Source organism: Gelidibacter sp., assembly GCF_035577925.1.
Classification (GTDB): Bacteria; Bacteroidota; Bacteroidia; order Flavobacteriales; family Flavobacteriaceae; genus Gelidibacter.
Window position 1 is genome coordinate 1 of the sequence record NZ_DATJCY010000085.1, and the last position, 14296, is coordinate 14296.

Below are 14296 nucleotides of genomic sequence, written 5' to 3' on the forward strand. Positions count from 1 at the left end.
CGTTTTCGGTTTGGAATCAGTGATGCCTTTAGTAAAGGAAGGCAGATAGATTATGTTTTGGGACAATGGACAGAAGAAGAAACGTCAAAACTGCCAGAGCGTTTAGATAAATCAGTTGAGGTTATCAAATCCTTTGGAACAGCGGGCATAACTATTACCATGAATTCTTTTAATGGTCAGTAGATCAATTGTATAAATACTTTTCATGTTTTTATAAAATTTCCATTTTATTTTTCATTTTACCGTAAATTTACATTTTGTTTACAATTTCTTAAAATTAATAAAATTAGGTATTAGGATAGCTCTTTGTGCCTGCAATTGTTTTGCTTATGACTCTTCGACTAGTACTGTTGTCATTCTGTATTTTTACTATTGGTAATGCACAAAATGTTGAAAGCCCAAAGTTTGGAGATGGCATGGTCAATTTTATAGGAAAAGATAGTACGTGGTCTATGAAGGCGGGGCTTCAAATGCAGTTTCTAAGTGAGAGCGAATGGCAAGAAGATGCCGGAAATTTTAAAGATGCAGAAACCAGTTTTTTGATAAAAAGGGCACGTCTAAAAATGGAGGGATTTGCATATTCTCCCAAATTGACTTATAAAATTGCTTTAGGTTTTTCTAATAAAGATATGTCAGGTGCTTCGGAATACACGTCCAACGCCCCGCGTTACATATTGGATGCCGTTATGAAATGGAATTTCTACAAAAATTTTCAATTATGGTTTGGTCAGGCAAAACTTCCTGGAAATAGAGAGTTTGGTGTGTCATCAACAAGTCTGCAATTTGTAGATCGATCTCTTTTAAGCACTAATTATAATGCTGGTCGGGATCTGGGTCTTCAAGTGAGGCATCATTTTAATCTTTCGGAAAAATTTGTGGTTAAGGAAGCGTTCGCAATATCACAAGGCGATGGACGAAATGTCACTTCTGGTAATGTTGGAGGATTTCAATACACGTCCAGACTTGAGTTACTTCCGTTAGGTGAATTTTCTAAAAAAGGTGATTATGTTGGTGGTGATCTTTATAGGGAAAATCTTCCAAAATTGGCATTTGGCATTACTTATGATTTTAACGATGATGCGATTAGAACAGGTGGCAATCAAGGTGCGTACATGGTTAATGATTTTGGTTTTCATAAAACCAATATTTCAACTTTAACCGTCGATGCTGTTTTTAAATATCAAGGTTTTTCTTTTCTGGGTGAATTTGCCCATCGCTCGGCAGCTGATCCTATATCAAAAAATGCCGATGGTTCACTTACTGGCCATGAGGTTAATGTAGGAGGTGGTCTTAATTTGCAATCGGGTTATGTGTTTGATACCAATTGGGAGGTTTCGGCAAGATATACAAACATCGATTTTGACAGTGAAATCACAGGAAGGGATCTTCAAAACCAATATACGTTAGGATTTTCAAAATATATTGTAGGCCATAAATTAAAAGTGCAGACCGACATCAGTTATTTGACGAACACTATTTCTAATGATCAATTGATGTGGCGATTACAATTTGCAATAGATTTTTAAAACATAACATTAAGGTAACATTGCCTTAAGAAACTGTTGTGATATTTGCACGTTTGATTTAACTAATTTATGGACAATATTTATTTATACATGATCATTGCCCTGGCTATTTTAGCAATTGCTGATTTAGTTGTAGGGGTTAGTAATGATGCTGTAAATTTCTTGAATTCTGCAATGGGTTCAAAAGCAGTTTCTTTTAGAACACTGATGATTGTTGCCAGCTTTGGAGTTGGTATTGGTGCGTTGTTTTCGAGTGGAATGATGGAAATTGCCCGTTCGGGAATTTTTAATCCCGAGCAATTTGTATTCAGTGAAATCATGATCATCTTCTTGGCTGTTATGATTACCGATATCTTGTTGTTGGATTTTTTCAACTCCATAGGATTGCCAACTTCTACAACCGTTTCGATTGTATTTGAATTGTTGGGAGCATCAGTAGCCATGACGTTGATAAAAATAAGTCATGAAGCTGGTGATTATACCACTGTTATGAACTATATCAACACTTCAAAAGTGTCTGAAATTATCTTTGGTATTTTGCTTTCGGTGGCTATTGCATTTACTGTTGGTGCTTTTGTGCAATGGGTAGCCCGATTATTACTTTCTTATGATTTTGAAAGAAAAGCAAAATGGGTTGGTGCTTTGTTTGGTGGTTTTGCTTTGACTTCTATTACCTACTTTATTTTTATTAAAGGTATTGGTGGAACTGGTTTTGCGAATCAAACGTATGATATTCTTAATGGTGAAACCTTAAAAGCTTTTTTGGATAGGGAAGTTGCTTTAATTGTAGCTATAAGCTTTGTGTTTTGGATTATATTATCCTATGTTTTTGTAGCCTTATTAAAAACCAACATTTATAAAGTTGTAATCTTGGTCGGTACTTTCGCATTGGCATTGGCATTTGCGGGTAATGATTTGGTGAACTTTATTGGGCCATCAATGGCAGCCTTTCAAGCTTATGGTGATTTTATGGATCCTAAAGTTAATGTGCTTGGACTGTCGGCATCAGAGTTTTCAATGGCCAGTTTAGGAAAGCAGTCCACTGCACCTACACTGTTGTTGTTTGTTGCTGGTTTGGTCATGGTTTTGACGCTTTGGTTTTCTTCAAAAGCCCAAAATGTTGTGAAAACTTCTATCGATTTATCGAGTCAAGGCGAAACTAAAGAACGTTTTCAACCTAACTTTTTATCCCGATCATTTGTGAGGATCGCTATGGGGATTTCTCAAGTATCTTCATACATATTACCAAAATCATGGGAAGAAAAGATCGATAAACAATTTCAAGCTCCAGTAATACAGCTTCCAAGAGATAAGGTGCACGAGTTGCCATCGTTTGACTTGGTTAGAGCTGCGGTTAACCTAATGGTTGCTGCTGTATTGATTGCTATTGCAACATCTTATAAATTACCATTGTCAACAACCTATGTGACCTTTATGGTGGCCATGGGATCGTCATTGGCAGATAGGGCTTGGGGTGCAGAAAGTGCTGTTTATAGAGTGGCCGGCGTTATCAACGTTATTGGTGGTTGGTTTTTTACAGCATTCAGTGCGTTTTTTGCAGCAGCCTTAGTGGCGTTTTTGCTTAATTTGAACATTCAAGTGATGTTTCCGTTACTTTTGGTGTTAGCTTTTGGATTGTTGGTTAAGAGCTCGATAGCACATCGTAATAAAGTAAAAGAAACCAAAACGGAAGACCGTTTGAACAGAACAGAAAGTAGTTCTATTCAAGGTGTCATTTATGAGAGTGCCAATAATATTGCGAATGTTGTAAACCGTGGTAATAGGATTTATACCAATGCCATTAATGGATTGGCGCTACAAGATCTTTCGCTATTGAAAAAGAATAAAAAACAAGTCAAAAAACTCTCGGACGAGGTGGACGAATTGAGGGACAATATTTTTTATTTTATCAAAAACCTTGATGAGTCCAGCGTGGGTGCCAGTAATTTCTACATTAATATTTTAGGTTTTTTACAGGATATGACACAGTCTTTGGAGTATATTTCTAAAGTGAGCCATAAGCATGTCCATAATAATCATAAAAAACTTAAATTTAGTCAAATAAAAGAGCTCAAGGAGGTAGATGTACGTTTTGAACGTTTCTTTGAAAATACTAAAAATGCTTTCCAATCCCATTCTTTTGAGGAAATAGGTATTATTTTAGGTAGAAAAGCAGAGATTATTAGTTTGGTCACTGATAAGATCCAAAAACAAGTAGAACGTACGCGTTCGGAAGAATCTAGCCCTAAAAACACGACACTATATTTTGGGATTTTGTTAGAAACTAAGGACTTGTTGGTAGCTACGATGAATTTATTGGAAGAGTATTATAATGCGCACGACAGCTCAGTGCGGCCACCAGCGCCATTTATTGATAAGCAGAAAAAATAGCCGGTTTTTATTTTTATAATCTAAAAATAAGGAACACCCTGAGTTGACATTGCGTTTAACAAGGGTGTTTTTTTTGTTTAATATGTCATTGTATTTGTCTTGTGTTTTTTATTTGAATATAATAAATTGTAAGGTTCAAAACGATTGGTTTGGTTTGTTGGGCGTATTTCCTTTATTTTTACACCATGCAAAATATCTCATTTTATCACAGCGTTTTTTTAGCACATTTGGAGCAACAAGTGCCATCAAAACAACCGACCTCGTTATATGATCCTGTTCATTATATATTGCAATTGGGAGGCAAGCGCTTACGTCCTATTTTAACGTTAATGACTGCCGATGCCTTTAGCAATGATTATAAAAAAGCACTTAATGCTGCATTGAGCATTGAGATCTTTCATAATTTTTCGTTAGTGCACGATGATATTATGGATGGTGCGCCTTTGCGTCGTGGTGAAGCAACGGTTCATGAAAAATGGGATGTCAATACTGCTATTTTGTCCGGAGACGCCATGTTGATTATGGCTTATCAGCTTTTTGAGGGTTATGAAGTGACTACTTTTCAAGCTTTGGCAAAACTGTTCAGTAAAACCGCTTTAAAAGTTTGCGAAGGACAACAATATGATATGGATTTTGAAACCCGAGACGATGTTTCGGTCGAAGAATACCTTAAAATGATCGAATATAAAACCGCTGTACTTGTTGGTGCCGCTATGAAAATGGGAGCCATAGTAGCACAGGCTTCAAAAAACGATCAAGAGCATATTTATGAGTTTGGCCGATTGTTGGGCATCGCTTTCCAGCTTCAAGATGATTATTTGGATGCTTTTGGAAATCCCGAAACTTTTGGAAAACAGGTAGGCGGCGATATTATTGAAAACAAGAAAACGTATCTTTATATAAAAGCAATTGAGTTTTCGGATGATGACGATAAATTGCAATTGGAACATTTGTTCAGCATCAATCCGACAGATGTTAAGGATAAAATTGACACTGTAAAACAAATTTTCATATCTAGCGGTTCGGCAGATGCCACGCGCCAGGAGATTGAAAATTATACCCAAAAAGCATTTGACGTGCTCGATGAGCTTTCAATTCCTGAGAGCAAGAAGAAGGTTCTGAGGGATTTTGGACATGATTTAATGGACAGAAGGGTATAGTTGATATGAGAGATATGCAAACGTTTGATGATTTGGTCAATAAAGCAAATCAATTGGATCTTTACCCCAAACTTATCCAACAGCTCAATAAAGATTTGGCGTTGGCTAATATTGATTTAGATTTTTCTGCCGATGCTTTACCTTCGAGTTTAAAATTGCTGTTGCACGAAAAAATCTATAAGCTCATCCAGGAGAAATTCATGGATTATTTAAACTTGCTTTATATTATAGATGTTTCTGAAGAGGAAATAAAAAAATTAGATGGCAACGATGTAATGCAGCTGTCAGAAAACGTCATGTTTTTGATTCTAAAACGCGAATGGCAAAAGGTGTATTATAGAAGTGTTTATTCGTCTTAAGTTTCTTGTAAATTGAAATAAGCTCAGAATATTAACTAAATACTTTCCTTTTAAAAATAGAGTCTTACAAAAGGTGTCCAAGGTTTGACGTAAATACTTTTGGATCGGTCATAAAGCAAATCGTACCGCATGCCCACGGCAACATTACTAGACCTATATCCAGCACCTAAAAATAATGCAGGATACCAATAATTATCATACACATATCCTGCTTTGGTATTCCATTTTCTGTTGACGTTCAATTCTTCAAATTCTGCTGAGAGCTGTATTTCTGGAATAGGATTGAACAAACCGATCAAACTTCCTCCAAAAACGGTCGATTTATAGAGGTTTTTTTGGTTGTTATAAGTGGCATTTAGTCCCACTCCTAATGCTATCCGATCATTAAATTCATAAACTGCACTTGGAGCCAATGTTCCGCTAAAAAATCCGTCGCCAAAACCTAATCCAACATTACCTCCATAACGAACCTGCTCCCAAAAACCGGTTGAGGATTGAGTGATCCTTATTTGTGCATTGGCATTTAGTGAAAATACAATCAATATAAGGTAATAAAATAGGCGTTTTTCTGATAGAAATGGCATAAATTTGTGGTTTGGATTGTCTATAGTGTTATATCATATAAATATACTAAAAGCAATTCTTATTTTGCTAAAAGTTGTATTTTTGGCTAAAATTTGAAAACATTACAACGTTTCAGAAAAATGATGGATAAATATTCCTTTTTAAATGCCGCGCATTCAGCTTTTTTTGCTGAATTATACGATCAATACTTACAAAATCCGGATACCGTTGAGCCTAGTTGGAGAGCCTTTTTTCAAGGCTTCGACTTTGGTTCAGAAAACAGTGAAGGTTCTTATACGTCTGGAAATGATTATATTTCCTCAGAAATTCCTGACCATATGCAAAAGGAATTCAACGTCATTAGACTTATTGATGGTTATAGAAGTCGTGGACATTTGTTTACAAAAACGAACCCAGTTAGAGATCGTCGAAAATATGAACCAACTTTGGCGCTCGAAAATTTTGGTCTTCATAAAGATGATCTTAAAACCGTATTTTCCGCAGGAGAAGGTTTGGGTATTGGACCACAAACTTTAGAAGTGATCGTTGATCATCTTGAAAAAATATATTGTTCTTCAATTGGAGTGGAATATATGTATATCAGAGATCCCAAAGAAATTAAGTGGATACAGACCCGATTGAATATTAACAATAATCAACCAAAATTTTCTGCCGAAGAGAAAACCCATATTTTAAGTAAACTCAATCAAGCAGTTACTTTTGAGAATTTCCTCCATACCAAATATGTTGGCCAAAAGCGTTTTTCACTTGAAGGTAACGAGTCTTTGATTCCTGCACTCGATGCGCTTATTGAAAATGCCGCAGAAGCAGGTGTGAAAGAATTTGTAATGGGAATGGCGCATCGTGGTCGTTTGAGCACTTTGATCAATATTTTTGGAAAATCGGCCAAGGATGTTTTTAGTGAGTTTGATGGAAAGGATTATGAGCAAGAGGTTTTTGATGGCGACGTAAAATACCATTTAGGATGGACCAGCGACAGAGAATCCAAAGGCGGTAAAAAAATAAACCTAAACATTGCACCAAATCCATCGCATTTAGAAACTGTAGGGGCAATTGTTGAAGGAATTGCACGTGCCAAGCAAGATGATAAGTATACCGATAATCCGTCGCAAGTACTTCCGATTATTGTACATGGAGATGCCGCTATAGCGGGTCAAGGTTTGGTGTATGAAATCATCCAGATGATGAAATTGGATGGTTATAAAACTAATGGTACCATTCATATTGTGGTCAATAACCAAATAGGATTTACCACTAATTATCTCGATGCACGTTCAAGTACCTATTGTACGGATGTGGCCAAAGTAACCTTATCGCCAGTATTGCATGTTAATGCCGATGATGCCGAAGCTGTGGTCCACGCCATGTTATTTGCTTTAGATTACAGAATGACCTTTAAGCGCGATGTGTTTATCGATCTTTTAGGCTATAGAAAATATGGGCATAATGAAGGTGATGAACCTCGTTTTACCCAGCCAAAATTATATAAAGCCATTGCAAAACATCAAAATCCTAGAGATATTTATGCCGCCAAATTGATACAGGAAGGCATTGTTGATAAGGATTATGTGAAGCAATTGGAAGAAACTTATAAAGCGTCATTAGAAGAAGAATTAGAGGTGTCGCGTCAGGTAGAAAAAACGATCATCACCCCTTTCATGGAAGATGAATGGACAGGTTTTGAATATGCTGATGAACATAAGATGATGCAACCTGTGGATACCACCTATCCAAAAGAAAAGTTAGCAAAAATAACCGATGTAATTTCGAGTTTGCCAAAAGACAAAAAATTTATACGTAAAATAGAACGTCTTATTGAATCCCGAAAAACCATGTTTGATGATAACAAACTGGATTGGTCAATGGCAGAGCATTTAGCCTATGGAACACTTTTGGAAGAAGGTTACGATGTCCGTTTTTCAGGTCAGGATGTTGAACGGGGCACTTTTTCACACCGTCATGCCGTAGTTAAAGTTGAAGATAGTGAAGAAGAAATCGTTCTTTTAAACCATTTGAGTGATACACAAGGCAAGTTTTATATTTATAACTCGTTACTTTCTGAATATGGTGTTGTAGGTTTTGATTATGGCTATGCAATGGCAAGTCCTAAAACATTAACCATTTGGGAAGCTCAGTTTGGAGATTTTAGTAATGGTGCGCAGATTATGTTGGACCAATACATTTCAGCAGCTGAGGATAAATGGAAGATTCAAAACGGATTGGTCATGTTATTGCCTCATGGTTATGAAGGCCAGGGTGCAGAACATTCATCAGCACGTATGGAGCGCTATTTGCAATTATGTGCCAATGACAATATGTACGTTGCCGATTGTACAACGCCGGCCAATATGTTCCATTTGTTGAGAAGACAGGTTAAGGCCAACTTCAGGAAACCGTTAATTGTATTTACTCCAAAAAGTTTATTGCGCCATCCTTTGGTGGTGTCAAGTGTAGATGAGTTTGCAAATGGAAGTTTCCAAATGCTTATTGATGATGCTACAGCAAAAGCCGAGAAAGTAAAAACCTTAGTGTTTGTTACCGGAAAATTCTATTACGACCTATTGGAAGTTAGAGAGAATGAAAACCGAGATGATGTTGCCTTAGTTAGGATTGAACAATTATTCCCATTGCCTGCGAAGGAAATGCGTGAAGTATTGAAAAAATATAAAAATGCCGATGATATTGTTTGGGCACAAGAAGAGCCACGCAATATGGGAGCTTATAGTTATTTGATGATGCATTTTGAAGAATCTAAAGCGTTCAGAATTGCTTCGCGTCGTGCTTATGGTGCTCCGGCGGCCGGAAGTGCAACGCGATCCAAACGACGTCATCAAGAAGTTATTGATTTTGTATTTGACAAAACAAAAAACAACCAGAGATAAGAAAGTTGTCGGTATGGATTGATAAATTTTGATCGTATTTTGAAGCCACAGGAAATCGAAAATAAGATTTATGAAATCAGACATCAGAATGTAATGTTGGATTTTGACTTGGCCGAAATGTACCAGATTGAAACACGTGTTTTGAAGCAGGCTGTTCGAAGAAATCTTGAAAGATTTCCTAAAGATTTCATGTTTGAACTCACAGAAATAGAGATAGAATCTATGGTATCACAAAATGTGATACCTTCAAAACAAAAATTAGGAGGAGCAAAACCTTTTGCTTTTACCGAGCAAGGCGTGGCAATGCTCTCCAGCGTATTGAAAAGTAAGATTGCCATTGAGATAAATATTTCAATCATAAGAACTTTTGTTCTTATGAGACAATATGCGCTATCACATAAAGAGTTGAGCGAAAAATTAAGCCAACTTGAAAATAAATACGATGAGAAATTTAATGATGTCGCAGAAGCATTAAATTTTTTATTGCAAAAAGATAAAATAGAAACAGAACAAAAACAACGCAAACCAATAGGTTACAAAAAACAATAAGAACTATGATTTTAGAAATGAAAGTTCCTTCACCAGGAGAGTCCATTACAGAAGTAGAGATTGCAACATGGTTAGTTGCAGATGGTGATTATGTAGAAAAAGATCAGGCTATTGCTGAAGTAGATAGTGATAAAGCTACCTTAGAACTTCCTGCTGAAGCCAGTGGAATTATAACCTTGAAAGCCGAAGAAGGTGATGCTGTTGCTGTTGGCCAAGTAGTTTGTTTGATAGATACAGCTGCCGAAAAACCTGCAGGATCCGATTCAGGATCTTCAGAAACTCCTGCGGCTGATGCTAAAAAGATTGAGCAAGAGCCTTCTAATGATAAGAAGGAAACTCCTAGTCCAGCAGCAACCACTTATGCTTCTGGTACTGCAAGTCCTGCGGCCAAGAAAGTTTTGGCAGAAAAAAACATGTCGGCATCTGATATTCAAGGAACAGGTAAAGATGGTCGTATTACTAAAGATGATGCCATAAAAGCAGTACCATCTATGGGTACACCAACAGGAGGACGTCGTGGTGAATCACGATCAAGATTATCAATGCTCCGTCGTAAAGTTGCTGAACGTTTGGTGTCAGCCAAAAATGAAACCGCTATGTTGACCACTTTTAATGAGGTGGACATGTCGGCCATTTTCAAAATACGTGAAGATTATAAAGAAGCCTTTAAAAACAAGCATGGTGTTGGCTTAGGATTTATGAGTTTCTTTACATTGGCAGCTGTTAAAGCTTTACAAGAATATCCGGCGGTAAACTCTATGATAGACGGTCAAGAAATGATCAGTTATGATTTCTGTGATATTAGTATTGCTGTTTCTGGACCAAAAGGATTGATGGTTCCTGTGATCAGAAATGCTGAAAACTTAACCTTTAGAGGTGTTGAAAATGAAGTCAAACGACTGGCTATCAGAGCACGTGACGGACAGATTACAGTAGATGAAATGACCGGCGGAACTTTTACGATTTCTAATGGTGGTGTATTTGGTAGTATGTTATCAACCCCAATTATTAATCCGCCGCAAAGTGCCATTTTAGGAATGCACAATATAGTAGAGCGTCCGGTAGCTATTAATGGGCAAGTAGAAATTAGACCAATTATGTTCTTGGCAGTATCTTATGACCATAGAATTATTGACGGAAGAGAAAGTGTTGGCTTCTTGGTTGCCATTAAAAACGCATTAGAAAATCCAACCGAACTTTTGATGGATAACGATATTAAGCGGGCACTAGAGCTTTAATTTAATGTATTTAAATCGATATAAAAGGATGGCTTATTTTTTAAGCTGTCCTTTTTTTATGATTTTAAATAAAAAACAGGATCTCCGTAAAATGGTTTAACTCAATATAAGGACACCCTTTGATTATTGAAATATCTTTCTTTTTGGTTAAAAGCTATAATTTTAAATACACGTGCTTTTTGTTATAATCAATAATTGCTTTAGCCTTTTTTAAAATGTCCGCGCCAATGATGCCATTTACCGGTTTTGAATTATAATTAAGAAGTGCCGTGTTAACATGGGTCAAATTAAAAAGTATCAAAGGAACTTTGTCTTTTTTCCATTTTCCAATCTTTATTTTATTCTTTATCGAGATTTTTGTTTCCATGTCTGTCGCTCCGGCACCGGCCGCTTTGACTTCAGAATCTTCGGCCTTCAAATTAAAAGTTTCAGCTTCTTCAAAACCTACACACGAATTGGACGCTCCTGTATCTAAAATAAACAAACCTTTAACACCGTTAATAGTCGCATTGATTTCAAAATGGTTTGTTTTTGTCAATTTTAGCTTGACTTTGGTGTATCCTTTTTTTAAAAGAATAGATTCAAGTGAAGTTTTATTTAGATCAATCAGTTCAATCATTAGTTTTTGTTTATTGAACGATAAAAATAGGTTAATTTAAAATGGCAATGTCCTAATGAACTAATAAAAGTAGATTTTGGCTCTAAGCATTCGAACAAAGTAACCTTTATATATAGGAGTAATTTGATAAATTAATATTCATAATTATTATACCCAAAGTGGTTAGTCATGGTTATTTATAAAAGAACTTATATTTTTGCATGATGATTATTACAGATACCCATACACATTTGTACAGTGAGGCTTTTAATGAAGATCGAAAACAAATGATACAACGCGCTATTGAAGCAAATGTAAAGCGCTTTTTTATTCCAGCAATTGATTCTTCTTATACCGAAGCAATGTTTCAGTTGGAAGCAGATTTTCCCGATATCGTATATTTGATGACCGGTTTGCATCCTACATCAGTAAAGGCAAATTATAAAGAGGAATTAGACCATGTGGAAACACAGCTTTTCCAAAGGCGTTTTGTTGCCATTGGCGAAATTGGTATTGATTTGTATTGGGATAAAGATACGTTACAAATTCAACAAGATGCTTTTAGCTATCAGATTCAGTTGGCAAAAAAGTACAAGCTTCCAATTGTTATTCATTGTAGGGATGCCTTTGATGAAGTATTTGAGGTTCTGGAATCGGAAAAGTCAGAAGATTTATTCGGAATTTTCCATTGTTTTACAGGTGATTTTGAACAAGCCAAACGTGCTATTTCATTTAATATGAAGTTGGGTATTGGCGGCGTTGTCACGTTTAAGAATGGTGGTATCGATAAATTTTTGAATCAAGTTGATCTTGAACATATTGTTTTAGAAACTGATTCGCCGTATTTGGCACCCGCACCATTTCGGGGGAAACGTAACGAAAGTGCCTACATTTTAAAAGTGCTCGAAAAATTATCTGAAATTTACTTACTATCTCAAGAAGAAATAGCAAGTATAACGACTGAAAATTCAAAAGCCATATTTAAAGTCTAAACTTATGACCACACCACAACCTAACATTCTATTAATATATACGGGCGGAACCATTGGAATGATTAAAGATGCCGATACCGGTGCTTTAAAAGCTTTTGATTTTGGAAATTTGTTGAAAAACATTCCAGAACTTAAGCTGTTGGATTGTAATATCAATACCATTTCGTTTGAAGAGCCTATTGATTCCTCTAATATGAATCCACATTACTGGGTTCAAATCGCCGAAATTATTGAAAGTAATTATCAAGCTTTTGATGGCTTTGTAGTCTTACATGGCAGCGATACGATGAGCTATACCGCATCGGCTTTAAGTTTTATGTTAGAAAATTTGGCGAAACCTGTTATTTTTACAGGTTCCCAATTGCCCATTGGCGATTTGCGCACCGATGCCAAAGAGAATCTTATTACGTCCATTCAAATGGCTTCTTTGCGGTTTCAAGGTCAACCAATGATCAAGGAAGTAGGCCTTTATTTTGAATATAAACTTTATCGTGGCAATCGGACAACAAAAATCAATGCAGAGCATTTTGAAGCTTTCGAGTCTTTGAATTATCCCGATTTGGCTGAATCTGGCGTGCATTTAAAAGTGTCAAAAGAATATCTTTTTAAGCCTAATCTCAGAAAGAAATTTACCGTACACAAAAAATTTGAAAATAATATTGCGTTAATTAAGATGTTTCCTGGCATTTCAAAAGTAGTTTTGGAATGTATGTTTTCCTCACCACATATTAAAGGAATCATTTTGGAGACTTATGGCGCAGGAAATACAACTACCGAAGATTGGTTTACCGAACTGGTAAAACAAACTATTAAAAAAGGTATTCCGGTTATAAATGTAACGCAGTGTTCTGGTGGAAGTGTTATCATGGGACAATATGAAACCAGTTCACAACTCAAAAAAATAGGTGTTATTTCAGGAAAAGACATCACAACGGAGGCTGCTGTGACCAAATTAATGTATTTGTTGGGAGAAAAAATTTCTCCTAAAACGTTCAAAACCATATTCGAAACATCTTTAAGAGGTGAAATGTCTTAAAATTAACGTATAAAATTTTTTACGACAATATATTTTTTCGTTATTTGGCAAAGCAATTAAGTTTTAATTTTAGAGAGGTGGCCGAGCGGTCGAAGGCGCACGCCTGGAAAGTGTGTATACCTCAAAAGGGTATCGAGGGTTCGAATCCCTTCCTCTCTGCAATTTGATTTAGATACAATCACCCTGATTTTTATAGAGTTGGGCTATTTATTGAAAATTACTTTGTGAGTTATTGAATGTGTTGAGGTAGTATTAAGAATATTTATCTCAAAACAGTCTTAGAAATATTATTTTTTAATTGCAATTTTTTTATATCTTTAACACTTTAACTAATAAATTAAGATCAGAACAATGAAAAGACTATTTTCTATCCTAGCCATTGCAGGAATCATGGCTTTCGGAACTGTAAATGCAACTAACTATGCAGCTACAACATCAATGGCAACTACAACTGTTGCAACAGCAATTCAAGACGAATCTGGAGCTCAAGCTGCAGGAGAAGAACTTGGATTTCATCAAGAATTAAAAAAGCGTTTTATAGAGGGTGGCCCTGGATTTATGGGCGTTGTATTGCTGTGTTTGATTTTAGGTCTTGCAATTGCGATCGAAAGAATTATTTATTTGAATTTATCAACTACAAATACAAAAAAATTAGTTCAAAATGTAGAAGATGCATTACAATCAGGTAATGTAGAAGCTGCTAAAGAAGTTTGTAGAAACACAAAAGGACCTGTGGCATCTATATATTATCAAGGTTTAGATAGAGTAGATGAGAATTTGGAAGCTGCTGAAAAAGCGATCGTGGCTTACGGCGGTGTTCAAATGGGACAATTGGAGAAAAACGTATCTTGGATTTCGTTGTTTATCGCTCTAGCGCCAATGTTAGGGTTCATGGGTACGGTAATCGGGATGATCCAAGCTTTTGATAAGATTGAAGCCGCTGGAGATATGCAGCCTTCACTTGTTGCGGGTGGTATTAA

12 protein-coding genes, 1 tRNA gene and 1 pseudogene are annotated in these 14296 nt (G+C 36.1%); 12 read left to right on the plus strand and 2 right to left on the minus strand.

The annotated features are described in order from the left end of the window. The 5 genes and pseudogenes from VNJ50_RS03035 to VNJ50_RS03055 all read left to right on the plus strand — a co-directional run. Nucleotides 1-183, plus strand: a pseudogene (locus VNJ50_RS03035) (aminoacyl-tRNA hydrolase); the annotation flags it as partial. Between the two features lie 146 nt (nt 184-329). Then, nucleotides 330-1526 carry a porin gene (locus tag VNJ50_RS03040; protein WP_325578935.1) on the plus strand — a complete coding sequence of 399 codons (1197 nt, stop codon included), beginning with the start codon at nt 330-332 and terminating at the stop codon, nt 1524-1526. Nucleotides 1527-1595: 69 nt separating this feature from the next. Beyond that, nucleotides 1596-3917 carry an inorganic phosphate transporter gene (locus VNJ50_RS03045; RefSeq protein ID WP_325578937.1) on the plus strand — a complete coding sequence of 774 codons (2322 nt, stop codon included), beginning with the start codon at nt 1596-1598 and terminating at the stop codon, nt 3915-3917. Between the two features lie 185 nt (nt 3918-4102). Next, complete coding sequence (locus tag VNJ50_RS03050) at nt 4103-5077, plus strand: polyprenyl synthetase family protein (RefSeq protein WP_325578939.1); 975 nt, start codon at nt 4103-4105, stop codon at nt 5075-5077. Between the two features lie 14 nt (nt 5078-5091). Next, entirely contained in the window at nt 5092-5436 is a 345-nt protein-coding gene (locus VNJ50_RS03055; RefSeq protein WP_414652862.1) for a hypothetical protein, read from the plus strand. A 50-nt stretch (nt 5437-5486) separates the two neighbouring features. On the opposite strand, the gene VNJ50_RS03060 is transcribed toward VNJ50_RS03055, so the two are convergent. Then, complete coding sequence (locus tag VNJ50_RS03060) at nt 5487-6020, minus strand: alpha-ketoglutarate decarboxylase (RefSeq protein ID WP_325578943.1); 534 nt, start codon at nt 6018-6020, stop codon at nt 5487-5489. Nucleotides 6021-6143: 123 nt separating this feature from the next. Between VNJ50_RS03060 and VNJ50_RS03065 the strand changes: the two genes are divergently transcribed. The 3 genes from VNJ50_RS03065 to odhB are packed head-to-tail and all read left to right on the plus strand — an operon-like array spanning nt 6144 to nt 10690. Next, nucleotides 6144-8903, plus strand: a complete 2760-nt coding sequence (locus tag VNJ50_RS03065; protein ID WP_325578952.1) for a 2-oxoglutarate dehydrogenase E1 component — start codon at nt 6144-6146, stop codon at nt 8901-8903. 39 nt (nt 8904-8942) lie between these two features. Continuing rightward, nucleotides 8943-9452 (plus strand): ORF6N domain-containing protein, encoded by a 510-nt coding sequence (locus VNJ50_RS03070; protein WP_325578944.1) that lies wholly within the window; start codon nt 8943-8945, stop codon nt 9450-9452. 5 nt (nt 9453-9457) lie between these two features. Beyond that, nucleotides 9458-10690 carry a 2-oxoglutarate dehydrogenase complex dihydrolipoyllysine-residue succinyltransferase gene (gene odhB / locus VNJ50_RS03075; RefSeq protein WP_325578946.1) on the plus strand — a complete coding sequence of 411 codons (1233 nt, stop codon included), beginning with the start codon at nt 9458-9460 and terminating at the stop codon, nt 10688-10690. Between the two features lie 154 nt (nt 10691-10844). On the opposite strand, the gene VNJ50_RS03080 is transcribed toward odhB, so the two are convergent. Next, nucleotides 10845-11309 carry a retropepsin-like aspartic protease gene (locus VNJ50_RS03080; protein WP_325578948.1) on the minus strand — a complete coding sequence of 155 codons (465 nt, stop codon included), beginning with the start codon at nt 11307-11309 and terminating at the stop codon, nt 10845-10847. Nucleotides 11310-11512: 203 nt separating this feature from the next. Between VNJ50_RS03080 and VNJ50_RS03085 the strand changes: the two genes are divergently transcribed. The 4 genes from VNJ50_RS03085 to VNJ50_RS03100 form a co-directional block, all read left to right on the plus strand. Beyond that, nucleotides 11513-12280: a TatD family hydrolase gene (locus VNJ50_RS03085; RefSeq protein ID WP_325578953.1), complete on the plus strand. Its 768-nt coding sequence runs from the start codon at nt 11513-11515 to the stop codon at nt 12278-12280. Between the two features lie 4 nt (nt 12281-12284). Beyond that, nucleotides 12285-13316, plus strand: a complete 1032-nt coding sequence (locus tag VNJ50_RS03090; RefSeq protein WP_325578950.1) for an asparaginase — start codon at nt 12285-12287, stop codon at nt 13314-13316. 71 nt (nt 13317-13387) lie between these two features. Then, nucleotides 13388-13475 (plus strand) — tRNA-Ser (locus VNJ50_RS03095). A gap of 192 nt (nt 13476-13667) precedes the next feature. Beyond that, nucleotides 13668-14296, plus strand: a 629-nt coding sequence (locus VNJ50_RS03100) for a MotA/TolQ/ExbB proton channel family protein (protein ID WP_325578951.1), incomplete at its 3' end; no start/stop codon positions are given.

Bases quoted from the DNA above. Each gene is read 5' to 3' on its own strand.
- VNJ50_RS03040 (WP_325578935.1), top strand. From the start codon at position 330: ATGACTCTTCGACTAGTACTGTTGTCATTCTGTATTTTTACTATTGGT.
- VNJ50_RS03045 (WP_325578937.1), top strand. From the start codon at position 1,596: ATGGACAATATTTATTTATACATGATCATTGCCCTGGCTATTTTAGCA.
- VNJ50_RS03050 (WP_325578939.1), top strand. From the start codon at position 4,103: ATGCAAAATATCTCATTTTATCACAGCGTTTTTTTAGCACATTTGGAG.
- VNJ50_RS03055 (WP_414652862.1), top strand. From the start codon at position 5,092: ATGCAAACGTTTGATGATTTGGTCAATAAAGCAAATCAATTGGATCTT.
- VNJ50_RS03060 (WP_325578943.1), bottom strand. From the start codon at position 6,020: ATGCCATTTCTATCAGAAAAACGCCTATTTTATTACCTTATATTGATT.
- VNJ50_RS03065 (WP_325578952.1), top strand. From the start codon at position 6,144: ATGGATAAATATTCCTTTTTAAATGCCGCGCATTCAGCTTTTTTTGCT.
- odhB (WP_325578946.1), top strand. From the start codon at position 9,458: ATGATTTTAGAAATGAAAGTTCCTTCACCAGGAGAGTCCATTACAGAA.
- VNJ50_RS03080 (WP_325578948.1), bottom strand. From the start codon at position 11,309: ATGATTGAACTGATTGATCTAAATAAAACTTCACTTGAATCTATTCTT.
- VNJ50_RS03085 (WP_325578953.1), top strand. From the start codon at position 11,513: ATGATTATTACAGATACCCATACACATTTGTACAGTGAGGCTTTTAAT.
- VNJ50_RS03090 (WP_325578950.1), top strand. From the start codon at position 12,285: ATGACCACACCACAACCTAACATTCTATTAATATATACGGGCGGAACC.